This is a genomic window from Fibrobacter intestinalis (assembly GCF_900167415.1).
Taxonomy (GTDB): domain Bacteria; phylum Fibrobacterota; class Fibrobacteria; order Fibrobacterales; family Fibrobacteraceae; genus Hallerella; species Hallerella intestinalis.
In genome coordinates this window covers 15,992-40,205 of the sequence record NZ_FUWU01000017.1, presented here as the reverse complement: position 1 = coordinate 40,205, position 24,214 = coordinate 15,992, and the positions used below count along the sequence as shown (strand labels likewise).

General features: G+C 48.5%; 16 protein-coding genes and 1 tRNA gene. 11 read left to right on the top strand and 6 right to left on the bottom strand.

Annotated features, from left to right (window positions below):
* Positions 1 to 33 precede the first annotated feature (33 nt).
* The gene (locus tag B5D40_RS06230; protein ID WP_233134305.1) at positions 34 to 1,332 is read left to right on the top strand and encodes a M23 family metallopeptidase; all 1,299 of its coding nucleotides are present in this window, start codon (positions 34 to 36) and stop codon (positions 1,330 to 1,332) included.
* A gap of 51 nt (positions 1,333 to 1,383) precedes the next feature.
* Here the strand turns inward: B5D40_RS06230 and B5D40_RS06225 are convergent, their stop codons facing one another.
* From B5D40_RS06225 to B5D40_RS06215, 3 genes are all read right to left on the bottom strand, one after another.
* Positions 1,384 to 2,742 carry a S41 family peptidase gene (locus tag B5D40_RS06225; protein WP_078776226.1) on the bottom strand — a complete coding sequence of 453 codons (1,359 nt, stop codon included), beginning with the start codon at positions 2,740 to 2,742 and terminating at the stop codon, positions 1,384 to 1,386.
* A 14-nt stretch (positions 2,743 to 2,756) separates the two neighbouring features.
* Positions 2,757 to 3,509: a leucine-rich repeat domain-containing protein gene (locus B5D40_RS06220; RefSeq protein ID WP_078776225.1), complete on the bottom strand. Its 753-nt coding sequence runs from the start codon at positions 3,507 to 3,509 to the stop codon at positions 2,757 to 2,759.
* Positions 3,510 to 3,609: 100 nt separating this feature from the next.
* Positions 3,610 to 4,713 carry an MBL fold metallo-hydrolase gene (locus B5D40_RS06215; protein ID WP_143394470.1) on the bottom strand — a complete coding sequence of 368 codons (1,104 nt, stop codon included), beginning with the start codon at positions 4,711 to 4,713 and terminating at the stop codon, positions 3,610 to 3,612.
* Positions 4,714 to 5,214: 501 nt separating this feature from the next.
* Between B5D40_RS06215 and B5D40_RS15610 the strand changes: the two genes are divergently transcribed.
* The 5 genes from B5D40_RS15610 to B5D40_RS06195 all read left to right on the top strand — a co-directional run bounded on the left by B5D40_RS15610 (position 5,215) and on the right by B5D40_RS06195 (position 15,581).
* Positions 5,215 to 5,367 (top strand): hypothetical protein, encoded by a 153-nt coding sequence (locus tag B5D40_RS15610; protein WP_158222159.1) that lies wholly within the window; start codon positions 5,215 to 5,217, stop codon positions 5,365 to 5,367.
* A 96-nt stretch (positions 5,368 to 5,463) separates the two neighbouring features.
* The gene (locus tag B5D40_RS06210; RefSeq protein WP_073303937.1) at positions 5,464 to 7,347 is read left to right on the top strand and encodes an AIPR family protein; all 1,884 of its coding nucleotides are present in this window, start codon (positions 5,464 to 5,466) and stop codon (positions 7,345 to 7,347) included.
* Positions 7,348 to 7,694: 347 nt separating this feature from the next.
* Positions 7,695 to 14,477, top strand: coding sequence for a T9SS outer membrane translocon Sov/SprA (gene sov / locus B5D40_RS06205; RefSeq protein ID WP_078776223.1), 6,783 nt, complete (start codon positions 7,695 to 7,697; stop codon positions 14,475 to 14,477).
* Positions 14,477 to 15,115 (top strand): chromate transporter, encoded by a 639-nt coding sequence (locus tag B5D40_RS06200; protein WP_078776222.1) that lies wholly within the window; start codon positions 14,477 to 14,479, stop codon positions 15,113 to 15,115. Before sov ends, B5D40_RS06200 begins: the two co-directional genes overlap by 1 nt.
* A complete protein-coding gene (locus B5D40_RS06195) occupies positions 15,009 to 15,581 on the top strand; it encodes a chromate transporter (RefSeq protein ID WP_073303946.1) in 573 nt (190 codons plus the stop codon). Before B5D40_RS06200 ends, B5D40_RS06195 begins: the two co-directional genes overlap by 107 nt.
* Before the next feature lie 109 nt (positions 15,582 to 15,690).
* Here the strand turns inward: B5D40_RS06195 and B5D40_RS06190 are convergent, their stop codons facing one another.
* The gene (locus B5D40_RS06190) at positions 15,691 to 17,370 is read right to left on the bottom strand and encodes a carbohydrate-binding protein (RefSeq protein ID WP_078776221.1); all 1,680 of its coding nucleotides are present in this window, start codon (positions 17,368 to 17,370) and stop codon (positions 15,691 to 15,693) included.
* Between the two features lie 176 nt (positions 17,371 to 17,546).
* Positions 17,547 to 17,619, bottom strand: a tRNA-Glu gene (locus B5D40_RS06185).
* A gap of 78 nt (positions 17,620 to 17,697) precedes the next feature.
* Here B5D40_RS06185 and B5D40_RS06180 point away from each other — a divergent pair.
* From B5D40_RS06180 to rpmB, 5 genes are read left to right on the top strand one after another with little or no spacing between them, the layout of a single operon-like run.
* Positions 17,698 to 19,257, top strand: a complete 1,560-nt coding sequence (locus B5D40_RS06180; RefSeq protein ID WP_078776220.1) for an ATP-binding cassette domain-containing protein — start codon at positions 17,698 to 17,700, stop codon at positions 19,255 to 19,257.
* Positions 19,248 to 19,838, top strand: a complete 591-nt coding sequence (locus B5D40_RS06175; protein WP_158222158.1) for a methyltransferase family protein — start codon at positions 19,248 to 19,250, stop codon at positions 19,836 to 19,838. The genes B5D40_RS06180 and B5D40_RS06175 overlap by 10 nt, the downstream gene beginning before the upstream one ends.
* A gap of 12 nt (positions 19,839 to 19,850) precedes the next feature.
* Positions 19,851 to 21,068, top strand: coding sequence for a 3-deoxy-D-manno-octulosonic acid transferase (locus B5D40_RS06170; protein WP_078776218.1), 1,218 nt, complete (start codon positions 19,851 to 19,853; stop codon positions 21,066 to 21,068).
* Positions 21,065 to 21,997 (top strand): 4-hydroxy-3-methylbut-2-enyl diphosphate reductase, encoded by a 933-nt coding sequence (ispH, locus tag B5D40_RS06165; RefSeq protein ID WP_078776217.1) that lies wholly within the window; start codon positions 21,065 to 21,067, stop codon positions 21,995 to 21,997. Before B5D40_RS06170 ends, ispH begins: the two co-directional genes overlap by 4 nt.
* Positions 21,998 to 22,050: 53 nt before the next feature.
* On the top strand, positions 22,051 to 22,272 hold the full coding sequence (gene rpmB / locus B5D40_RS06160; RefSeq protein ID WP_073303956.1) for a 50S ribosomal protein L28: 222 nt from the start codon (positions 22,051 to 22,053) through the stop codon (positions 22,270 to 22,272).
* Between the two features lie 84 nt (positions 22,273 to 22,356).
* On the opposite strand, the gene B5D40_RS06155 is transcribed toward rpmB, so the two are convergent.
* On the bottom strand, positions 22,357 to 23,790 hold the full coding sequence (locus B5D40_RS06155; protein WP_078776216.1) for a potassium/proton antiporter: 1,434 nt from the start codon (positions 23,788 to 23,790) through the stop codon (positions 22,357 to 22,359).
* Positions 23,791 to 24,214 lie beyond the last annotated feature (424 nt).

Sequence of the window (24,214 nt, the reverse complement as noted above, 5' to 3'; positions counted from 1 at the left end):
GCTTTTTTGTAAAGCGGTATGCAAATTCGACTATTGTGTTGTTTGGGACTTTCGATTCTTTTTTCTGCCTGTTTTGAATCGGGAAAAATCGAAAAGCTGGATGCGCAGATTCAGGAAGCTGAACGGCAGCTCTCGGCGGCGCAAAAGGAATTGGCTTCTTATGCAAGCAGTCGCCCGCAGACTCTTGAAATTTCCAGCGATTCGGTTTGTGCTGGCGAAGGCCTTTATCAGGTTTTGGAACGCTTGCAGGTGAATTTCCAGGACAGGCGCTCTGTTGTGCTAGCTATTCAAGACAGCGTGGAACTTTCGAATTTGCGTGTCGGAGAAACTTTCCATGTTGCCAAGGATTCTGCGGGAAATGTACAGGCGTTTCGCTATGCGCCCAATCTGGCGACGGTGCATTTGCTGTTAAAAAAATTGCAGAGCGGCTCTTTTGAATACCGATTGGCGGCGAAACCGTTGGAAATTAAACAATCCGTTTTTGAAGGAACGATTGCTGCTGGCGGAACGTTGCACCAGACCCTGTTGTCGGTCGGCATTCCGGCGCGAATGGTGGGGGTTGTTGCTGGAGTCTTGCAGTGCAAAATCCCGTTTTCAAGCGTTCAACCCGGAGACCGATTTCGCATTATGCTCGAAGAATCTTTTTTTCAAGACAGCGTGTGGATTTCAGGAAAGGTTCTTTATGCGGAATTTGAAGGGCGCGTTGTCGGGCATCACGAAGCTTTTTTGTATGCGGATCCCGACCCGAAAAGCACTTATAACGCCCACTATACGGAATCGGGCGAGGCTCTTATTTTCGACGGCTTGCGCTACCCGTTAGATCGCTTGCATATTACGAGTCCGTTCGGTTCTAGGATTCACCCGATTACGGGACAGCGCAAAATGCACAGCGGAATCGATTACGGAAGTCCGCGGGGGGCTCCTGTCTATGCGGTGGCCAAAGGGAAAGTGGTCGTGTCGGGCTTTGACAATCTCAGCGGCAACAAAATTGCCATTAGGCACGCCGATAATTCTACGAGCTATTATATGCACTTGCAATCGCGAGGTGTAGGAGTGGGACAGCAGGTGACCGGCGGACAAGTGATAGGACGTGTCGGCAGTACGGGGCGCAGTACGGGACCGCACTTGCATCTCGGATTTAAAAATGCCCAAGGCCAATGGATAAATCCGAAGTCCAAAACGATGATAGCGACACCCAAGCTTCAAGGCGAACGGTTGGCTCGTTTGCAAAAACAGGTCGTCGCCATTCGGGAAGATATTCAAAAAACGGAATCCGAAATTCCGCGGGAAATCGATGGAACTTCGGTAAAAGTCAAGCAGCGAAAGATTTAGGTGACTTTTAACAATAGCCAGACTATCAAATGCCGCCAATTTTTGGAGATTTTAATGGGCGTCTAGGTAATCTAGTTTTTTGAGGGCCATCCCTCGAAGCAAGAGTTTTAAACTTTCTTCAGGAGTGCGGGGAATGGCCTTATACTTCGAAGATGTCCAGTAGGTCTGCACTTCGGGATTGTAGCCCGCCTGCCTTTTGAATGTAGCGGCTTTTGCCAGTTCAACGGCTTTGACTAAAGCAGAAACGCTGTCGGGAATGTCGAAATCCGGAACAAAACCATAGGAATGGAAAGATTCGCCGTTCTTGTCTAGAATCTGGATGGCGGTGATGACGCCAAAACCGTTTTCGGGAGTTTGAATATAATACTGCCCAATGCCCTTGCCAAAGGAATTCGTGCCGACGATCGGCGCTTTGATGTTGGCTGTTAAAGCGGCGGCAAACATTTCGGCGCAGCTGGCGCTGTTGCTATCTAGCATCAGTACAACGTAGCGGTCTTTTGCCATGCCGTCTTTTTCATTGACGGTGTATAGGGTTGAGAATGTTTTTTCGGGAGATTCTCTTTTCCAATTCTTTTCGACGATAATCGTGTCGCCTTTAGAAAGGAGTTCGCCGGCCATTTGAGTGCACAGGCTTATGGAGCCTCCGGGATTTCCCCGCAAATCCAATACGGTAGATTTGGCTCCATCTGTCTGGTTTAAAACATCTTGAAATTCCGCATAGCTGCCATCTTCACCAAACCCGTTTGTGATATTTGAAAATTCCGTAATCCGAATAACGGGGACGCTGTCGATGGAATCCAGATAGACGGTCGGCGTCAGCAGGCTTTCGCGAGTCAGCGAAAAATCCCGCGCTTCGCCATTTTGCAAAACGGTCAGCAGAAAGTTGTCTTCCGTTTTTTGCTCTAGAATGGAGTTGTATTTGTCGAATGCGCTAGTAGAGTCGTCGTTTAAAGGAATGCTGTCGAGAGCGATGACTTGATCTCCCCGATGCACTCCCGCCGTAGCCGCCGGGCCGACCCTATAAACGTATTTGACTTGCAGAGAAGAATCCACTTCCATGCCGAACGATTTGTCGTTTGTCTTGGATTCCGTAATCGAGGATTGGATGGCATCAAAGTATTGGCTCGGATAATAGAATGTAAACAAGTCCGACATTCCTAGATACATCGCTACGACTTCGGCAACATCGGCGTATTTGGGATTCACCAGAATCGTGTCCGGATTGTTCAAGTAGTATTCGGGAGAGCGGAGCTCTTCTTCGGCTTTATAATAATAGTAATGGAGAATGTTGTAGTTGAATTTGAATTCTTCGTTTCCCTCTTTGGCTATGGAAGGAATGGAAATGGTATCGGTAGAACATCCCGCCATCCAAAAAATGGCGGAGCTGAAAAAGAGGATGAATTTTTTCATAGGGTTGCTTTCGCTTAAACGTCTATCCGCAGATTTTCTTTTTCGGCAAGAACCGCAGGCAGCGTTCCAGAAAGCGGGTTGTTTACGACGGAGAGCGACTTGAGCGCTTTGCAGTCTGCCAGATTTTCGGGAAGCGCGTCCAGGGAATTTTCGTCGAGAACCAGTTCGACAAGTTTCTGCAAATCGCCGATGGATTTAGGCAAAGACGCCAGCTTGTTGCCGGAAACCATCAGAATTTCCAACTCTTGCAGATTGCCGATGCTTTCGGGAAGCACTTGCAACTCGTTATTGTCCAGATAGAGCTTTTCCAGCTTTGCCATATTGCCGATGGAATCCGGAATTTTAGACAGCATATTGTCGTGCAGGGAGAATTTTTCCACTTGCGTCCAGTTGCCGATGGAATCCGGGAGTTCCAAAAGCTGGTTCCTGGCGATATTCACTTTTTTCAGATTTTTAAGCATCCCGAGAGATTCAGGAATTTCGGAAAGGCTGTTGTAGCCGAGATACAGGTTTTCCAAAAGGGAAAGCTCGGCAATGGACTCGGGAATTTCCATCAGATCGTTCTCGCTGACGGAAAGGCTTTTCAAATTTTTGAGCCTACCGATACTTTCCGGAAGTTCCACAAGAAGATTTTGGTCCAGAACCAGCTCTTCCAGATCTTCCAGGGCAAACAGCTCTTGCGGAAGTAAGCGCAAGTGCAGGTCTGAAAGATCCAATTTTTTTGCTTTTTCGGCCTTTGCTTTTGCAATTACGTCAAGAATGTTCATAATCCGGCTCCATTTTTGGAATGACAGCTTTTGTAAAATGATAGCATTTTTGTGCAGATTGTTGGGGGAAAATCGCAAAAAGAAAGGATAAGATGTTTTTCTATCGTTCCAAATCGGAATAGTCGAATAGCTTGTGAATTTCACCGAGAGCCGGCACGACGAAGCTGGAATCAGGAACGTCCATTTCTTTTTTGGCTCTTTTTAAATCCTTTGGCGGATCGTCCATACGTTCATAGACCATGCTAAACGTGCCCCAGTGCATGGCGAAACTTTTTTGCGACCGAACAAGAAGGTGCAACTGGACGGCTTGCCTAGGACTGATGTGAACCCGGGTGTAACGAGAGGGCTTGTAGCTGCCGATGGGTAAAAAAGAAACGTCTATCGGGGCAAATTTTTGGGCGATTTCCTTGTAATAAGAGCCGTCGCCCATGGCGATGTCTCCAGCAAACCAGATTTTGCGGCTCCGAAATTCGACAATCCAGCCGCCCCAAAGAGTCGAATTTCTGCTTGAAGAAAAAGCGCTTCTTCGGCTGGTGTGGTGCGCAGGAACGCACGTCAGGCGTAATGCGTTCCCTTTGGCATGAAGCTCTTGGGATTCCCACCAGTCCAATTCTATGATTTGCGCCCGGGGAATTCCCCAGCCTTCCAGAATTTCCGCAATTTTGAGAGGAACGGCGTAAAGGCAATGCGGCCATTTTTTGTGGATGTTTCGGATGCTGGTGTAATCGAGATGGTCGTAATGGTCGTGCGAAATCAGAACCAGGTCCACGCCGGGGAGCGAATCCAGACTTCTTCCGGGCGGCGAGCCGCGTTTGGGTCCAAAGAAAAGCTGCACTGGGGACGCTCTTTCGCTAAAGATGGGGTCGCATAAAATGCCGAAGTTTCGCAGCCGAATGTAATAAGTGCTGTGCCCGATCCAGGTGGCGGAAGCGGCGGAGGAATCCGCCCAGATTTCCTCTTTGCCGCGAACGATGGGCAAGGGGTGCAGAACGGTTCTGTGCGTCGGAACCAGCGAATCGATTTCCATCGTGTCTCGAATGGGTTCTGTCAGGGTGTCCGTGTTGCGAAAATGCCCGTCGGGAAGGTGATGCAAAGGCCGTTGCGAAATTTGCTCGGAAGCGTCCGGAATGTTGTGGGAGCAGGCGATGCAAATCCAGACGGCAATGCTCCAAAAAGCGGTATAGATGCGTATTCTGGCGGGCATTTTTTGAAAATACAAATTTTGGGTACGGATGCGCAAAATTCCTCCTGATTTGCTCGTAATCGTTTCGCCTTTCTAGTGATTAGAGTTCATTGGAGAAATGGCGGCCTGTCGTTTTGCTTTTCAAGGCGGCGGGCTGCCGCTTCCCTTGTGTTCAAGCTAAAATGCAATTTCCCAAGATTTGTGTGTGGCAAACGAGCATCTCGCTGTCTGCGAGAAAAATTTACGGTATGAAGAAACATTGAAGAGTTCAGCTTGGGAAAGAAAGTTCACACTTTGAAAAAGGATTCGCCCTTGAGAAAGAAAAAGCCCCGTTTGAAGAAGGGTTCAGCTTGGGAAAAAGATGTTCGCCCTTTGAAAAAATTTTAATTGTGATATTGTGGTGGAGGATTGGATATAGTTCCCAGTGGGTGTCTTTTGCGGAAATTTTTGTCAAACGGCTTGCTTTGGAAAATCGATGCGTCTGTTGTTTTTTTTTGTGTAAGCAAAAAGTAATTTTTGAAAATGTCAGAACTTATCGGGTGCGGGCGATGGCAAAATGCAAGTAGGAATTCAGAAAAATTTGGCGAAGAGCAAAAGAAAACCTATATTATAACGCAAAGGCTAAAAATCGGAAAAATCGTGTCCCCGTTTGAATGTAAAAATAATGAAACATGATTTTTTTGGTTGGGAGTCCTCTAAAAAAGTAATATTTAATTACTATGTATATGAATTTCAAAAACTCTAGTGTTTTGGAGTTTTTAGAGGAATAAAATGGATTTAACGAAAGCACAAGAACGCAGACTTTCCTTTGTAGCGAGTTTGCTCAGCTTGAACCCTAACGACCCGACGGATCGCATCAAGGCTTTAAGGCATTTGAATTTGGATGAAGAAGGATGCTTTCACGGCTTCCAGTATTCCCAGGGTTTTCTCGAAATTTTCATTTTTATCGATGAAACGACCCCATTAGAAAAGGTGATGCACAACCTTTCCTACGATCTGAAACAATTGCAGATTGCTGTATTCCGCACTAGCGACCCGGACAATCCGTTCTTTATGTCGCTCCGTGAAGAAGCGGATCCGTGGGATGTGCTGAAAATGGATGCGGCGGATGCGGACGATGGCAACGACCAGCCGGCCAGCAGACCTTACATGGAAACCTTGGAAATTACGGTTTTGCGGACTCTTTCTAGCCGCTATGTGACGGATGCCGAAATGGAGCGCACTTTGAAAGATATGCGCCGCAAGCTCAGCATTTGGAAATCCGATATCCGCGCGAAACTGGAAATTCGTGCGGAACACGATGATTTGGCCAAGGATTTCCGCAATAACGACGACAAGCTCGACATTGTGATGCAAGACGATCCTTTGCACATGACCAGCAAGAGCGGTGAACTTTTCGTGGGATTCTGCCCGATTCGCACGATTTTTGATTACCACCAGTCTTTGGGCAAACGCTTGAAGACAAAGCACAACATGGCGATTGTTTCGAGTAACATCCGAACTTATTTGGGTAAATTGACCCACACCAATGCGGCTCTTATCGAAGCATTCCAGGAAATGGAAAAGGCGAACGATGCCAGCGATTTCCCGTTTTTGCACAACGGCATGACTTTGACCGGCGACGATTTGCGTTTAAAAGATCGCGATGGCAAAAAAGTTTTGCAGATTGAACGCCCGAAAATCATCAACGGTGCGCAGTCTCTGTTCACTTATGAAAGCTATTTCAAAACCAGCAAGAATCCGGTAAATCCATTCGTTCTGGTGAAAGTTGTCGTCCCTTATCCCGATGCGGAGTCTTTCTTGCGTCAGGTGACGATGGCGAATAACCGCCAGAATCCGGTGTTCAGCTACCATCTGCGCGCTGCGGACGATTTGCAGTTCTTTATTTGGCAGCGTTATCAGGAAGAAGGTTTTACTTATGTCTATAAGGACGGCGTGCGTTTAAAAGCGCGGACCCGCAAACTGGAAGTCCGGATGCGGCCAGAACTCGCCAAGACGCTTTTTATGATGGACGGAAAAATTTCGGAAAGCCGTTCCAGCGATTGCATCTTTGACAAGGAAGGCCTGTACCAGCACTGCTTTGGTGCATTCCTGCGAGTGGCTCCCGATAAGGAAAGGGATTTTGTCCGCAAGACAATCGCCTTTACAAAGGCGTGGCAACTTTTGACCCGCTTGCCGATTAAAATTCGCAACGTCGTTCCGGGCAAGGGCGTTTCAATTGAAGCGAATGACGGAAACCCGCTGACCAAAATCACATGGAATGGTCGTCTGGAAGACAAGTTCCTCTTCCGCAGCGCTGTTCGCGACGTTGTTGTGGCCATCGCCCTTCGGCATTGGCTGGTTTACGGCAATCCGATTCAGGATTTCGAATATCTGGTCAATAATGAATTGGATTTCAACGAATCGCTTCTCAAATATGCTTCTCGTATTTACAGCGACTATCTGAAATCGATTCTGGTCAATGAATTCAAAGACAACAAGGACTATTACGATACGATTACCACAATCGACAAAGATTCGGGTGAAAACGTGGAACGTCGCTTGTGGAAAGGCTTTGGAACGACTGCCACCTATGAAAAGATTATGCAAATGCTTGTTGCCAAAGACAAGGCGTGGGAAAAATGCCTTGGCGATATCGACATATTCTTGAAGTAGGATTTCTTCGGTTCTAGGATAAACGAGTCTGGATACTTTCAGGCTCGTTTTTTTTTGTGTCGGGGAGAAAAAGAATGGAAAACGTGAGCGCTAATCACTTCTCCCTTGCCCTTCGACAAGCTCAGGGATCGATTGTCGAAGCATGGTTGTTGAGCCCGTCGAAGCATACTAACCAAAACTCAGGGATCGGTTGGTGCGCTTAAAGAACCGAAATTTCCAAGACGGCAAAGATTTCAAATGAAAAAATTGTTAATTTCTATCGACTTTTTGTGGGCAGTGGCGTATTGATTCTGTATTTTTAGTGCGTTTATTCTGCATAGCAAAGGATGTTCTGAATCTGGTCTAGAATGGAAAAATTTTTGACCGTATTGGCTTTTTTGGTTGCTCTTTCGTTTGCTGAAGAGTCGGCGGATTCCGCTGTGTCTTCTGCTGCGTCGGGTTCCGCTAAAAGCGCTGTGCAGTATATGCCGCTTCCTCCAAATGCGACGCCGCTTTCGGATTTGGCGCCCAAGAGCGGGATTGCCCAAAAATCGCAGTTGATGAAACCTCCTCGAAATGAGCAATACGAACACGACATCGATTTTGAAAATCGCGAAATGGAGGTGACAAAGAAGTATGTGAATCCGCTCAGTCGGGACACGATGGAAATGTGGTCTTCGACTTATCCGGAAATTGCCGCTTACGTCTCGGATATGTACGACGTCGGCTTCAATCGTCTGTGGCTGAATTCTTTTGCGGGGCAAAGCAGCGGGGGATATTCTAAACCGGAGAGTGGAACACTTTACGATATCGACATTCCCATCAATATGCCGTCGTGGATGAAGGATTTTGGATTTGATAAGCCAAAGCTGATGCTTCAAGGAACGATGGATATTCGGCTTTCCGGTCGAGGCGAAAAGGACGACGCACCTGGCAGCACCAAGGACAACCTTTTCCCGAGCCCGACGTTGCATTACGACCCGAGCTTCATGGTGAAAGGAAAAATCGGACCTTACATTACCGTGGAAGTCAATAACGTCGAGAGCGGGTTGGGGGCGAAAAACCAGATCCGGGTGGTTTACGAGGAATCTTATAAAGGCGAATTTGAAGACTACATTTTACAGCGCATTGAAGCGGGAACGACTTCTTTGGCGCTTCCGGGAACGGAACTGACCGGATATTCCGAAAACCACAAAGGACTTTTTGGCATTAAAGCGGAATGGAAACTGGGAGACTGGTGGCTGACGACGATTGCGTCTCAGGATGGAGGGAGCCAGGAAAAATACACGATTAACGCCAGCTCCAGTACGACGGAGTTCCAGATTCAAGACAAGCAGTTTATCGCGTACCGCTACTACTTTATCAATCAGGAAGCCCGGAGCAATTATATTAGCGCGGGACTCGCTGGGCGCAGCACGGCTCCGTATGCGGCGACGAATTTGAAACTTTACCGGCGAGCGCCGACGAATACGACGACCAATGTGGTGGAAAATATCACGGCGGTTTATATTACGCCGACGGGTGCCCGAATAGAAAAGACCATCGACCGTTTGGTGCCGATGTCCATTAACGATTATTCCTATGACAGCAAAACGGGTATCGTCAAAGTTCTTGGAGCAAACAAGAATACGCTGATTGCGGCCAGCTGGTCGGATGATGGCACGGGCAGGTCGGGGACGACGGTCAATGATGGATCGCGCGTGGCGTTGATTCAATGGGATGCGACCCTTTCGGAATTGACGGACATCGACAAGCTGATGCTTCGCAACGTTTATTCCGTCGGCATTTCGGATGAAAGCGCCTCCAGTTTCGTGTTGCGCCTTAAAAATAAGGCGGGAGTTTCGAGTTCGTATTTGAAAACGCTCGGGCTTGTGGATTCGACGACGAATGTGATTTTAACGGGCGATGCGACGATTTTCAAGAAGGACGCTTCGGGCTCTTATACCGGCGAAATGTGGTTGCCTTGTCGCCCGCTTTCTTGGTATAGCGGAGCGAATTCTTCGGCACGGGCTCGGGAGAATTGCTTGGAGCCGCTTCGGAACATCGACTCTTCGGCGACGATGGCAAAGCTATATACGCTGCCGGTTTCCAATCTGGGTACGAAGTACACGAACCGTTTTTATTTTGAAAGCGTCGGGAAAAAACGCAATTCCGTGATCAGCGTGCGGGATCCGAGTTCCAGCTATTCGGTAAGTTCTGGAACGTGTATGGATATTTCAGAAGGCTCCGAAAAATTGAAAGCGGGCTCGACGGTTTTGACTCGCGGCGTGGACTACGATGTGAATTATGAATTGGGGCAGATTGAACTTTTAAGCGAAACGGCGTTGGATCCGAACAAAGAAATCTCGGTGGAATTTGAATGCGAACCGCTTTTTGAAATCGACAACAAGGTTTTGCTGGGAGCCAGAGCGGAGTTGCCGCTGACGCGTTACGGCTTTGGTGAAGGCTCGCTCTTTGGCATCACCGCATTGTATAAAAGCCAGAGCACGACGGCCAGTACGCCGACTTTGGGAAGCGAACCGTATTCCAGTTTCCTTTGGGGCATGAATTTGCGCTTGCAAGACACGACGAAGTGGATGACGGATCTGGTGAACATGATTCCGGGCATCAACACGTCGGCGACTTCCAATTGGAAGTTTGAAACGGAATTTGCCAGCAGCTATCACGATGCGAACACGAGCAGCGGAAAAACGGCCTTGCTGGAAGATTTTGAAAGCAGCGAGTCGGGACTGGTTTACCCGTTGTCGCGTCTTTCCTGGTATTTTGCGTCTCCTCCTGGCGGCGTGGATACGGATCCGGGAACCTACATTGAAAATCAGGATTACAAGCACAAAGGTGAATTTATTTGGCATAGCAACAATACGGTCCTGTATAAGCATATCTATCCCACGGTTGGGAACAGCGATGTGGATAACCAGCGCTTGACGGTGCTCAAGTTTACGTTGCGCCCGAACGACAATCTGGCGGGGAACAGCTGGGGCGGCGTGATGCGTCCGAATTCCAGCTACTATCAGGACTTGAGCGATATGAAATATATTGAAGTCGTCGCTCGAGGAAATGTGGGCAGCCTTTATTTGGATTTGGGGCTTATCAGCGAAGACTTGTCGATTAATGGTGACGCGCCGAACGGACAATATGACGGCGAAAATGATTTGGGGACGACGACCGCTTTGCACGACAAAGGTTTGGACGGGCTTTCCGGTTCGGAAGAAGTTCGAATCGTGTGGGATTGCCGCATGAATGGCTGTGTGAGTACCTTAAAAACGAGTGCCAATTCGGACGCGACCAATACGGACATTGCCCGCGATAACTTTGACGACGATTTGGATGATGAAAGCGACCCGCCCGTGGCGATTAACGGCACAGAAGGCAATAATGGCGAACGAGCGTATGATACGGAAGACATCAATAGGAATGGCTCGCTGGATACGGATATCAGCTTTGTCCGCTATCGCATTGATTTGTCCTCTAATGACGATACGCAATACGAGGTTTTAAAAAACGGCTGGCGTCGCTGGAAAATTCCGGTCGATCAGTTTGATACGCTGGTGACTTCCAGCGGGGAAAGTTATTCGGTCATCCTTTCGCAGGCGCAGTTCTCCCGTCTTTGGCTGGGAAAACTCAACAACGGCGTTGCCGAAGCGAAGGTGCAGATCGTCAAATTGGGAGTGATGGGAAATTCTTGGGAATCCTCGGATGTTTCCAGCAAGTATGTGACGTCTTCTACGGGAAATTCCCAGACGGCGATAGTCGATGGCAGCGAAGTGGACATTTCTTCCGATGCGTCGTCCAGTGCGGATTCGTCGCAGTTGAGCGTTTCGACTATCAATAACCGGGAAAATTCGGGAACGTATTACAAAAGCCCGAACACCAAAACGGAACGCGATTCGGAATCGAATGCCGCTTTGAAAGAGACCGCGCTGGTCCTTACTTACAAGAACTTGTCTCCGGGGCAGTCGGTCGGAGCGACTCGGGCTTTTGAATCCAACGAAAAAGATTTGACCAAGTATAAAACGCTGAAAATGGAAATCCATTACGAAACGGATGCGACGCGGACGCCTGTGCGCTTTGCCTTGCAATTTGGCGAAGGTTCTTTGGACGGTTCGACGGATTATTACGAATGGAGCTTCAGGCCGGTCAAAATCACTTGTTCCTCGGCGGAACGCGCGGCGGATTGCCACGAACGGAACTGGCTTGCCAATGCTTTTTCGGAAAAGCTTTCGGCGTTCTCGAATTTGAAAAAAGGACGGAAACCGCCGTATTTGAATGCCGTCGTGGATTCGATTGGCGGCGAACGTGAAGAGGTCCTGAAACTGGTCGGAAATCCTTCGACGACTTCTGTCGATTGGATTCGCTTTGTGATTATTGCCGACGAGGACGCTTCGCCTGCGGATCTTTCCGGCGAATTCTGGATTGACGACTTGCGGCTTTCGGACATGGATTCGGATTGGGGCTACGCTTTCCGCACGTCTGGGCAGGCGAATTTCAGCGACTTCCTTTCGGTTTCGGCTTCCGCCCGTTATCAAGATGGAAATTTTGCAACGCTTTCCACCAGTGGCACGTCTCCGAAACCCGCCCTTTCCGAAGCGGCTTCTCAATTGGATGTTGCCGCAGACGCAAGCCTGAACCTCAATAAATTTTTGCCCGATGACGAAGGCTTCCACATGCCGATGAATTTCGGTTACAGCAGCACGACGGAACGCCCTTATTTGAAACCGACGGACGATTTGGAATTGTCCCGCGACAATCTGGGCGATTTTATTCAAGACGCCTGGGATGGAAAATTGACTGTTGAAAATGCCGATGAAGAAGAAAAATTGCGTGAAAATGCGGAATCCCGCGGATACGAATCTTTTAGTCGGACGCGGCGGTTCAGCTTTAGCTACAGCAAAGATTATAAAATGCAGAGCAGCCCCGTCAAAGAAATTCTTTCGCAGATTTTCTTGGAACGCCCGGCGTGGAGTTACAGCTACACCGAAACGGAATCCCGATCGACGACTTCGGCGGATTCGACTTATTCCTATCACACGATTATCGAATACAGCCTGGGAACCTTCAACCGCTTTAACTATAAGCCTTTCAGCTTTCTCAAGGATTCCAAATGGGCAAAAAGTTTTTCGGACGCGAGCTTTGAACCGTGGCCGCAGACCATCGATTTGACCTTGTTCGACTTGAGCTATGTCCGCTATGTCAATCAGGAGCGGGATCCGGACTTCTCGGAACCGCAGGTCGATAAGAATGTCACTTATACGGTGGATTTGTCGCACAAGGCGAATATCCGCTGGAATATCTTCCCCTTCCTTTCGACAAATTACAGCCTGAACATTTCGCGCGATATGTATGGCGGCGGAGACCAGGAGGATTTTGCCAAAGAGAATTTCTGGTCGCCGGATCATGGCGGGCTCTTTGCTTCGGATGATATTTTTGACTTTGACCACACGGATCGCAAGATTTACATCTCTCCCGACAGCATCGTGGTGATTCCCTATGATACCGTGGCCGTGGTGAACGCCAACGGCGACACCGCTTTGATCGATATGGACAACCCGAATACCTATAAAATTTTGTATGACAGCACGGTCTATTACAAGGTGGATAGTGTGGGAAGTCGCGAATACGGGCGTTCTTACGGCATTCTGAAAAACGAACGCAGCCGCAGCCAGCAATTCAAAACGACATTTAATCCGCTGATCATTCCTTTCTTGCCGATGTCCTTTGCCTTCTCGTCTTCGTTCAAGCAGCAGAAAACGATTCCGGATGAATACGATTTATACGACCCGACGATGGTGGAAAAAAATTACTGGACGATTTCACAGACGAACCGCTTTGAATTTTCTCCGTCTTTCAAGCTAATCGAATTTTTGAAATTGTTCGGCGAAAAAAATGCCGCCGCGGGATTTTTTGAAAAGCTCCGCTGGCGCGACCTCAAGGCGGGCTGGACCGTGGACCTTTCGACGGTGGGCGAAAACTTTACTCTGGCGCAGCTATACGAAGAACAGGGCGTGACGCCATTCCAGTATTATCTTTACGGTTTGGGAATTGGAAACGGTTACAGGAATCGCGGCATCTGGAATATCGTTTCTGGCGATATGGGGCTGGATCATCGCGACGATTACACGCGATTTGCGCAGTATCGCAACGGCCATGTGGACACTCTCGTTTATCAAGGAAATTTTACGCACAGCGTCAGTCGAACTTTGAATCTTTCGACGGGATTTACGTTGCCGTTCTGGAGTATTGGCGTGGTGACGGATATGCAATGGAAACAGGATTTCAGCCAGTCCCGCGAATACCCGATGTACACGGATTCGACAATTGTTTGGCCAAAGTGGGGCGTAGGCGTGACGGTTCCGAATTTCTCGCAGCGGATAGGCTTTTTGAACGGATTCCGCAGCGTCAGCACAACGCACCGCGTCGATTATACGCACACGCGTTCTGTCAAGCCTTTCCAGAGTGCCGAGGACAGCTGGACGACAACGTGGAATTTCAACCCGCTTATTCGGGTCAGCATTCTTACGCAGCAGAATATACGGATTGAAGACAATACTTTCTTGAAGTTGGAATTTACGGATCGCCGCCCGAAATCCGAAGTCATTTCGCAGACGAATTGGCCGAATCCGGTAGAAGACATCTCGGACACCAGCAAATATTATTACACTCCCTGGATTCCGACGGCGCTATATAAGGACTTCGGTTACAATGTGGGCAACGATTTGACGATTTCGTATCCGCTGAAGACGAAACGCGGTTTCCAGTTCTGGAAATGGTATTTCAAATTGAAGAACGACATCGATTTGCGCTTGACGGCAGGTTATGAATACACCAAAACGGTTCGAGAATCTTATGAACCGAGTGCCGATTATGATCCGTGGGAGAAGGAAAGCGGGACGGACGGCGTTTATAAAAAGTGGTCGATAGAAGGAAAGGACTATACGGTGTATTTCCCCAAGCTGACCAAAACGGAACGCCGCGTGCCTTCCCGGATTCACGAATGGTATGTGCGCCCGAGTGCGGGTTACCAGTTTAATAAAATGGCAAGTATGAGTGCCTATGTGGAATACCGGCAAATTCATGAAAAATTGGACGACGAAACGGCGCATACGGAACAGATTCTGTCGTTTGAAATTGCGCTCCTGTTGAGATTTAATTGATGACGAATAATGTGATTCTGAACGGTTTTTTCACGTTTTTTAAAATCGGGCTTTTTACGTTTGGCGGCGGCTATGCGATGATTCCGCTAATCGAAGCGGAAATCGTGGATAAGAAAAAATGGATTTCCAAAGAAGATTTTTGGGATTTGCTGGCTGTGGCGCAAAGTTGTCCCGGCGTTTTTGCCATCAACATCAGCGTATTTGTCGGCTATCGTTTGCGCGGCTTGGCAGGCGGGATCCTCTGCGCATTGGGAACAGCTCTGCCTTCGTTCTTGATTATTCTTTTGATTGCGATGTTCTTTCGGCATTTCAAGGAAAATCCTTATGTCGCTGCCATGTTCCGCGGGATTCGCCCGGCTGTGGTCGCGTTGATAGCGGTTCCGACTTTCAATTTGGCGAAGAAAGCGAATTTGAATCGCCGCACGATTTGGATTCCGGTGGCAAGCGCACTTTTGATCTGGCTTTTGGGCGTGTCGCCGATTCTCATCATTTTAGTGGCGGGGCTTTCCGGCTTTTTAGTCGGGAGAAAAAATGACGTTCTTCTGGTTGTTTGTCACGTTTTTTCAAATCGGTTTGTTCGGTTTTGGCGGCGGCTATGGAATGCTTTCCTTGATTCAGCACGAAGTGGTTTCTTCTAGGCATTGGATGTCCGCAGGCGAATTTACGGATATTGTCGCGATTAGCCAGATGACGCCCGGTCCGATTGGCATCAACACGGCGACCTATGCGGGCTACACGGCTTTGCAAAATGAGGGCGCGAGCCCGTTCCTGTGCGTTCTGGGAAGCTGCACGGCGACTTTTGCCCTGGTTTTTCCCACGCTGGTTTTAATGCTCATCATTAGCCGCTACCTGATGAAATACAAGGACAATGCGTCGGTGCAGTTGGTGCTGTCGAGTTTGCGCCCGGCGGTTGTTGGTCTTTTGGCTGCGGCGACTCTTTTACTGATGACCAAGGAAAATTTTGGATCGTTCTCGGAAGATGCTTTTGGATTTGTCGTTTCGGTCGGTCTTTTTGTTTTCACTTTTGTGGGAACGAAATTTTTAAAAATCAGTCCGATTAAAATGATTGTGGTTTCCGCTTTGTTGGGACTGCTTCTTTTTTAATCTGTGATTGCAAAAAATTGGTTGGGTGAAGAAAAATGGCGCAAGACGGAATGAAGGCTGAAAGGAAAAGTCGGCATCCTAAATGCCGACTCCAATCGAAAGCGATTTTTTATTTGCGCATCAAGATGTGCCGTGAAGTTTTGCCGTTCCCCAATCGGATGATGTAGGCTCCTGGCCGCAAACTCGGCTTGACCTTTTCCCAGAGATCACCAACATTTTCCGCTTGCAAGTGCGCCGATTTTATCCATTGTCCGTGGATATCGAAAATCTGGCACTGGATTGGGGCTGCGTTAAAATTCCATTGAAATGAGGAAACGATGCCGTCCGTTTCACAGGAAGCGCATTCAAAGCGAATCCAGTCGATGTTTACATAGCTGCTGTCGATGTTTAAACGCAGGGTCTGCTCTCCGGCAGTCAGTGCGAGGGTGCCGGCGTCCACGGTGGCGTAGGAATTCCAGTTGCCTAAAGTCGGAATTTGGATGGAAAGCTTTTCGCTTCCGACGGAAAGAGTGACGCTTGCTGCGGTGGAATTGCCGGTTGCGCCGCGGATGGTTACGTTATATGTGCCCAAAGATTTCACGTTCAACGAGTATTCAAAATAGTCCCCGCTGTTTGTATAGCCCAAGGCGTAGCCGTTTTCTGTTGGAACGATGCCTGCGTCGTCTTCCCGGTAGCCCGTGGATTCGTTTTGTCCATCGGCATCGTAAAAAGCATTGATGTCATAATTTTCCGCTTCGACGGTTCCCGGAATGAGAATGCTTCCCGCAAAGGGCTGGGCCGAAGAACTGGAAATCATGGAACTGGAAGAGGGCGGAGCGATTTCGCCGGAACCGTTAGAAAGAACGATGTCTCCGCCATTTGGAACGGCATCAAAATAAATGTAGCCGTCTTGGATTTTTGCATTGACGCTTTTTCCTTTTTGGGTCGCTTTCACCGACGTCCAATTATTGGTGTTTTGAAGGCGAATGGATAGCGGGTAGTCGAAAGGGGAAAGGGACGTGCTAAGATTGTGAGTCAGGGAATAAGTTTCGCTTTGCGCATCACCGCTGAGTTTAGTGATTTTTGAAGCGTCTCGCTCTTTGGAATACATGATGGCATTGCGAAAGGTCGTCACCCAGATTTTGGAATCGTTCTCCTTTGCCCAACTCAAAGCCCCGTCTATCGCCGAAGATGCCGTGGGGGAGTAGCCGCTGCCCTCATCGACTTCGTGAATCAGAAAAGTCACCCAGCCTTTTTTGTTTATCGCTTCTTGCATTTTTTGCTGGAAGGCTTGAGCGGAATTCACATTGCCCGTGTTGCCGCAGATGATGGAACTGATGCGGTTGTAGTTTTGCGGCGTTTTGCCATCGATTTGTCCGCTGCAAATGCGACCGCCGATGTAATTCTGGGAAAGCAGGGTCTCGTCCGGAACATTGCAGTTCGGGTAGGTAATCGTGTTGCACTGCTGGTTGGGGATTTTGCTTTCGATAGTTGCTTTGGAACTGGCGATTTCATTGTTGGGCATGGTTTGCGCATGGCTGTCGGAATGGCTGCCGACTTCGTGACCTTGGGAAACGAGTTCTTTAAACTTTGCATAATTGGGATTCCAATTGTTCACGATGTAAAAACTCGCTTTGTAACCGTATTTGTCAAAGATGGGAACGGCGATGGAAAGCTGGTTGGCAAGATTGTCGTCAAATGTAAATGTGGCGACGGCATTTCGGAAACCCGCCCAATCGGCGATTTCCTGTGCGGTAAGAGAATGCGCGGCGAAGAAGATGGAGGCGGTAAACGCGAAAATTTTTTTCATGATATTCCCCGAAAGTTGAATCGGACTAGGTTAGAAATACTTTTGTTTGGAAATTCGGGAAATAAACGAGGAGATTTTGTGTTGTATAAAAAACAACGCCACCGAAGATTCGGGCTGTTGGATGGGGACGTTTTAAAAATCAAATAGAGCCCATCTTTTGACGGACTCTATTGAAGTACCCCCAACGGGATTCGAACCCATGTTCTGGGAATGAAAATCCCATGTCCTAGGCCTCTAGACGATAGGGGCATCGTTTAGATGATGCCAAATATAGGAAAGCTTTTGGAGTTGTCAAGGGGTAAAATGCAAAAATTCTAAATTGCCGGCATGATTCTTTCCCATTGGCTCAAAAAGACGGCCCAAAAGGTTCTTCTTCGGCTTTTTCCCCTTGTTTTGCTCGCCAGCCTGGCGGATGCCGCCCTTTTGTTTGTCGTTCGGCTTTTTATGCGGATTGTCGGTGGAAAAGTGGATGTACCAATGGGGGAATGGCTTCTTGCCGCCCTGTCGCTTGTTGTTTTGCGCTGGCTGTTTTCGTATTGGCGGGGAATTTCTGTGGAAAAGGCGAGTCGCTATGTGGAAGCTGTGCTTTCGATTTGGTTTGCCAGGCGCCTCCGGACGCTTTCTCCCCGTTTTTTTCATCGCCGGGATGCGGATGAAAATCTGATGGTCGCTTACGATTCCATCCGAATTATCGGGTCCAGCGTGGAAATGCTGATGCAGGCTGTCCAAGCCGTGCTGCAACTGATCGTTTTTTTGCCTGTGCTTTTTGTGATTTCTCCGAGGCTGACTTTTCTTGTTTTGCTGGTGGTTTTGCCCGTCGTATCCTTTGTTCAAAAAAAATTGCATGCCATGGCGCCGTCCGTGGAAGAGGAAATGGCGAAACGCGGAACTCTCCGCTTGGATGTGGAAAATGCCAAAATTCTGTTTCGGCGCTGGAGTTCTCCGGAAGACCGCCAAAAAATAGGAGCTTCGCTTTCCCAAAAAATTCGCCAAGTTCAAAAATCCGGCATTCTGGTGGGCGGCAAAAAAGTGGCTCTTTCGCAGGGCATGGAAGCGGTTTCTGTTTCGGCGGTCGTGCTGGTTTTGGGATTTTGCGGGTGGATGATTTTGCGTGGGAATCTGGATGCGGAAAGCTTGGTTCTTTACTGTTCCGCTCTTTTCCTTTGTTACAAGCCGGTCAAAGATTGCGCAAGGATTTTGCCTCAAATGCGGCAAGCGCGGAGTGCGCAAAAAACGCTTTTGGATTTGGAATCGGCTCCTCGAAAAAAATGCCCGAATGTGCATTGTGCGGATTCCCTCGTTTTTTCGGACGTGTCTTTCTCGTATGCGCTAGAAGAAAAGGGAAATTTTGTTTTTCAAAAATGGAATGGGCAATGGGATGCGGAAACTCCGATTTTGTTGCGCGGGGCGAACGGCTGCGGCAAATCGACGTTTTTCAAATTGATTTCGGGATTGGAAGAGCCTTGTGCGGGGCGGATTTTTCTTCCCCAAAAATATGCGCTCCATGGCGTCTTTTCGGTTTCGCAGGATTTGGCACTTCCACCGCGGGAATTTATAGGCGAAGCGGTTTCTGAACGTCTTGGCGAAAAGGAATTTGCGGATTTCTATTCTTTGATTGGCGGAGAAAATCTGCTGAAAAAACAGGGGCTTTCCGGCGGTGAAAAAGCAAAGGTCGCCTTATTGTGGGCGTTGGCGTCGCCGTCTCGGATTTTATTGCTGGATGAACCGTTCGCTTTTGTTGCGCAAAAAGAAAGAGAAAATCTTCTGCTCGCTTTTTTGCTTGCCGCAGAAAAATATGGGAAATGGACGTTTCTGGTTTCGCACGAATCGCTTTCGGAAAAACTTGCCTGTCGCTTTACGCTTGTGAATTTGAAAGAATGCAAATGAAATGTCTGTATCGATTTCGCGGCGTTGTGCTGGGAATTTTTGCGCTGGTTCTTTTCCTGTTTCCGCCGCATTCGGGAAAAATTCCGCTGTCGGCGGTGGGGCTGGCTGCCGTTGGCGTTCTTCTGCGAATAGAAGCGCGACGAGTCATGGGGGAACATTCGCGAGGAAATCGGGTAGAGGCTCCGGCTTTGGTGACGTGGGGAATTTATTCCCGTTTAAGGCACCCGCTGTATGTTTCCAATTTGTGCGTCTGTTATGCGTTTATTCTGTTTCATTTAGGGTGGCAGTGGAACGCTTTTGCTTTTGCCGGAGTCGTTACTTTGTTTGTTGTTCTTTTGGCGTTGCGGGAAAATGCTTTTTTAGAAAAGCGTTTTGGGGAGTCTTACAGGCGTTGGGCAAATCGGACGGCGATGTTCTTTCCCTGTAGAAACAAAAATGTAGAACTGGACGGCGTTTTAAACGCTTCGAAGAAATCGGTAAAAAGTGCTTTTATAGCGGATAAGTGGACGTGGATATGGCTGGTGTTTTATACATTGTTGCTGATGGCGCGGAAATATGTAATGGATATTTTTCCGTTCTAAAGAGGATTTGCGATGGTCGGATTGAATGCCTTGCGAAGTACTTTAGGTGCGATTGCCTGGGTGGCAAGTCGGGTTTCTTCTGTGGAATCGAGGTATAAAATCCGCAGCCGGATGTATGGCCCTTTTTCGTCCGGTCCTTGTTTTTGGCTCCATGGAGCGAGCCTTGGCGAGTGCAAAATGCTATTGTCTTTGGCGCAGATTTTGAAAAGGGACGTTCCGGAAATTCCCCGAATTTTGATAACGACGCAAAAAACGGAAGTGCTGGAATTTTTAAAACCCGCCGTGGAGGAGTTGGGCTTTGAAACGTCTTTGGCTCCGCTGGACTCTCCGGCTGTCATGCGCCGCTTTATGGAATCGGTTCAGCCGATGATGCTCGTGCTTGCGGAAAATGAATTGTGGCCGGGATATTTGTCGGCGATGCGCAAAGCTTTTGAAGAGCCTCGAGTCGCTTTGATTTCGGGGCGTTTCTTTCATTGCGTGGACGCTTCCGATTTTGGCTCTATCGGTTTTGCGAGTATGCAAACCGGTGCGGATCTTGCCCGTTTTATGGCAGCGAGCGAATACTCTTTTTCGGCGAAAGCGATTGTCGGCGGGGACTGGAAACTGCTTCGCTGGGCCAAGTTCCCGGAAGAAATGCGTTTGCCTCGTCAAGCGGACGTGGATTCTGCGTTTGTATCCTTTCACCGAGAAGAAATAAAACCGCTGTGCCGAATGTTGCTTTTGGCTCTGCAAAAAAAAGAAGCTGTCGTTTTGGCTCCGCGATTTGAAGAGGAGTTGCCCGCATTTCGGGACGCGCTCTGTCAAAAAAAAATGCCCACGGTCGAATGGCCGGAGGTGCAAAAGGGTGCGGTTTCTTTGGTGACGGAATACGGCAAGCTGACGGAAATTTTTAAGGTCTCCAGAGCGGCTGTTATCGGAGGATCGTACTCTAGAAGTTTGGGAATCCATGATTTTTGGGAGCCGTTGAAGCTCGGCGTCGCCACTTATGTCGGGCCGTATTGTCGGGGGCAGCAGGCATCGGTGGAAGCACTTTTACGAGAAGGGGCCGTCGTACGGTTGCGCAGACCTTTGGACTATGCGTCTAGGACCGTTCCGAATCCAGATGCCGTTTGCCGTTTCCTATCGCACGAACGGGAAAAAGCTCTTTCTTCGTATAAGGCGTTTCTCGGATTTGTGCGCTCCACCGTTTTATCTGTAGAACAAAAATCTGACTTGGATGGTAAAGCATGAAAAAAATTATTCTGGCGAGTCCTCGCGGTTTCTGCGCAGGAGTGGACCGGGCGCTTCATATTGTGGAGAGGGCTTTGGAAAAGTTCGGATCGCCGATTTACGTCCGCCACGAAATTGTGCACAATCAGTTTGTGGTGCAAAGGTTTCGCAATGCTGGAGCCATTTTTGTGGAATCCCTTTCGGAGGTGCCCGAAAATTCCACGGTCATCTTTTCGGCTCACGGGGTTCCGGACAGCGTGTATCAAGAGGCTCGGAATCGTCATCTGCGGGTTTTAGATGCTACCTGTCCGCTGGTTCAAAGAGTGCACATGAGCGCGAAACGCCATCACGAAGCGGGACGCCACGTCATTCTGATAGGCCATACCGGCCATGCGGAAGTGGAAGGGCATTTAGGGCAGCTTCCCGCTAATTCGATGACGCTGATTCGGAATGTGGATGATGTGGAAAAACTTTCTTTTTCGCCTGAAATCAAATTGGCCTACATTACGCAGACGACTCTTTCTGTGGCGGAATCCCAACACATTGTCGAAGCGTTGCGGAATCGCTTTCCCGATATAGCGGGACCTGCGCGCGGGGACATTTGCTATGCGACGGGCAATCGGCAAGGGGCGGTTCGCTCGCTGTGCGGGCAGGTCCAGATGCTGCTGGTCGTCGGTTCGAACAACTCGTCCAATGCCAATCGCTTGGCGGAGCTTGGCGTCGAAAAGGGCATTTCTTCGCATCTCATCGATTGCGTGGACAATATCGAAGAATCTTGGTTTGAAGGAATCGATGTCGTCGGTTTGGCCAGCGGAGCGAGCACTCCGGAAGATCTGGTGCAAGATGTTGTGCACTGGGTGCGCGCAAAATGGCCCGAAGTTCAGGTGGAAAATTGGGTGACCATGCAGGAAAAACTCAAGTTCCCGCTTCCGGATGAATTAGCATCTTGACGAAATCGCTTAAATTAACTAATCTTGTGCCCAATAAAACACGGAGTTATACAATGAGCCGTATTTGCGAAGTTTCTGGAAAAGGTGCCCTTGTTGGCAACATGGTTTCTCACTCGAACCGCAAGAAGTTGATTCGTCAGCTTCCGAACCTGTTCTCTAAGCGTTTTTACATTCCTGAAGAAGACCGCTGGGTTACTCTTCGTGTGAGCGCTGCGGGTTTGCGCACGATCGAAAAACGCGGCATTTATGCCGTTGTGAAAGATCTCGGCCTTTAATCTTTTTCAGAGAGATAATTCGGAAGCCGCCTTGCTTAAGGCGGCATTTCGTGTTTGTGGGCAAAAAGTGAATAGATGAATCTATCAACCGTTTTCGAGATAATTCAGCAGGTCGTGATACTTGGCGATGGGAGCCAGGATGAACAAAATATCGTTCGTCTGAAGCTGTACGCCGCCTTTAGGCGGTAAAATCTTGGCGTTCCTTGTGATGGATGTAATCACGACTTCATTGCCCAGATGCAAATCCTTAATGCATTTCCCTTGGCAGAAAGAGGTGGAAAAAACCTGAAATTCGTACATGTCCAGGTCTGCTCGGCGAACGGAATGCAGCTCGACGGAAAATGGCGAAAGGGGACGCTTGGGGATGGTCAATTTGAATAGGCGGGCTAGATGCCCGAGGGAACTTCCTTGCAAAAGGCAAGAAAGGATGACCGCAAAGAAGATGATGTTGAATACGGATTCGTTGGAATCGATTCCGTAGGCGGCGGGATATGTGGCGAGCACGATGGGAACGGCGCCTTTGATGCCTCCCCAGCATAGGAATAGGCGCTCTTTCATGGTAAAGCGGAAAGGAATCGTCGAAAGAAATACGGCGATAGGACGCGCGATAAAAATCATGAGGGTGGCGATCAGCAGGCCTTCTTTCCAGACCAGGGAAAAGCTGCGGGGGAACGCCAAAAGCCCGAGCATCAGGAAAAGCGTCATATTGCTGAAAGTGGAAACGCCTTCCAAAAAATTGCTGACGCCGCGTTTGGAAACAAAATCCGAGTTGCCGAGCCAGTAGCCCATAAAAAAGACAGCGATAATTCCGTTAGCTTTAATGATTTCCGCAGAACCATAGGCCAGCAGAATGACGCCGACGATAAGAACGTAATAGTAGCCGCGGTTTTCTGACTTGAGCTTATCAAAAAGAAGGCGCGCGAATTTGCTGACAAGATACCCGGTAAGAATGCCGCCGGTAAATTGCCAAAGGAGAGAAGTGATGAATCCGATTGGCGTAGATCCTTGTCCGGCGAGGCTCCCTACAAAAGTTAGGGTGAGGAGAATTGCCATCGGGTCGTTTGCCGCGCTTTCTACATTGAGAGTCGCGGCGATTTTCCGTTTCAACGGATTTTGGCGCGTGATGAGAAGAACGGCGGCAGCGTCCGTAGAAGAAATGATGGAACCGATCATCATCGAAGTCATGAACTCGTAGTCCATGATAAAATGAATCGCGATGCCCAGCACGACTGCCGTAATCAGCACGCCGAATGTGGCAAGAATGGTCGCCGGCTTGGCGACAAGCTGCAAATCGTCCCGCGAGGTTCGAAAACCGCCGTCAAACAGAATGAAAATCAGCAGAATGTCCGCAATCCGCTTGGTGGTTTGGGCGTCGCTGAATTTGATGAGACCTAGAACATCGCTGCCGACGATAATTCCTACCGCCAAGAATACGAGCAGAACAGGAACGCCGATTTTATCCGAAATCTTCGTTGAAAAAATGCTTGCGATAATCAACAATGCCAGAAAGAAAATCATTTCTCAATAAATACAAAAAAAAGTTGTTTGGGCTGCCTTTAAAAATAATTATATACAATCCTCCACTAGACGCTTGCATTTCATTTTTTTCAAATTGGGAACTTCTTTTCACAAGGGGAACTCATCTTCAAATGGAGTTTTTCTTTCATTCTTTTCAAAGAGGAATGTTTCTTTACAGGTTGAACTCTTCTTCAAAACGGAAATTTCTTTTTCAGAAAATGAATTTTTCTCGCAGACGGCGATGCTTGCCTACCCATGGAAATTGAATTTTGCCTTAAACACAGTAGAAGCGGCGGTCCTGCTGCTTTTAAAAGCAAAACGGTTAGCCCCATGAGTCTTGGGAACTTGTTCCCTTAGACGAATTGTCCCTTTCAGGGATACTTCAACTATGGAATCGGAGATTCCAAGTTTCAGGGATGCAAAG

What these genes read in the sequence shown, in the direction of transcription:
- B5D40_RS06225 (WP_078776226.1), bottom strand. Translation starts at nt 2,742, where the DNA reads ATGAAAAAATTCATCCTCTTTTTCAGCTCCGCCATTTTTTGGATGGCG.
- B5D40_RS06220 (WP_078776225.1), bottom strand. Translation starts at nt 3,509, where the DNA reads ATGAACATTCTTGACGTAATTGCAAAAGCAAAGGCCGAAAAAGCAAAA.
- B5D40_RS06215 (WP_143394470.1), bottom strand. Translation starts at nt 4,713, where the DNA reads ATGCCCGCCAGAATACGCATCTATACCGCTTTTTGGAGCATTGCCGTC.
- B5D40_RS15610 (WP_158222159.1), top strand. Translation starts at nt 5,215, where the DNA reads ATGTCAGAACTTATCGGGTGCGGGCGATGGCAAAATGCAAGTAGGAAT.
- B5D40_RS06210 (WP_073303937.1), top strand. Translation starts at nt 5,464, where the DNA reads ATGGATTTAACGAAAGCACAAGAACGCAGACTTTCCTTTGTAGCGAGT.
- sov (WP_078776223.1), top strand. Translation starts at nt 7,695, where the DNA reads ATGGAAAAATTTTTGACCGTATTGGCTTTTTTGGTTGCTCTTTCGTTT.
- B5D40_RS06200 (WP_078776222.1), top strand. Translation starts at nt 14,477, where the DNA reads ATGACGAATAATGTGATTCTGAACGGTTTTTTCACGTTTTTTAAAATC.
- B5D40_RS06195 (WP_073303946.1), top strand. Translation starts at nt 15,009, where the DNA reads ATGACGTTCTTCTGGTTGTTTGTCACGTTTTTTCAAATCGGTTTGTTC.
- B5D40_RS06190 (WP_078776221.1), bottom strand. Translation starts at nt 17,370, where the DNA reads ATGAAAAAAATTTTCGCGTTTACCGCCTCCATCTTCTTCGCCGCGCAT.
- B5D40_RS06180 (WP_078776220.1), top strand. Translation starts at nt 17,698, where the DNA reads ATGATTCTTTCCCATTGGCTCAAAAAGACGGCCCAAAAGGTTCTTCTT.
- B5D40_RS06175 (WP_158222158.1), top strand. Translation starts at nt 19,248, where the DNA reads ATGCAAATGAAATGTCTGTATCGATTTCGCGGCGTTGTGCTGGGAATT.
- B5D40_RS06170 (WP_078776218.1), top strand. Translation starts at nt 19,851, where the DNA reads ATGGTCGGATTGAATGCCTTGCGAAGTACTTTAGGTGCGATTGCCTGG.
- ispH (WP_078776217.1), top strand. Translation starts at nt 21,065, where the DNA reads ATGAAAAAAATTATTCTGGCGAGTCCTCGCGGTTTCTGCGCAGGAGTG.
- rpmB (WP_073303956.1), top strand. Translation starts at nt 22,051, where the DNA reads ATGAGCCGTATTTGCGAAGTTTCTGGAAAAGGTGCCCTTGTTGGCAAC.
- B5D40_RS06155 (WP_078776216.1), bottom strand. Translation starts at nt 23,790, where the DNA reads ATGATTTTCTTTCTGGCATTGTTGATTATCGCAAGCATTTTTTCAACG.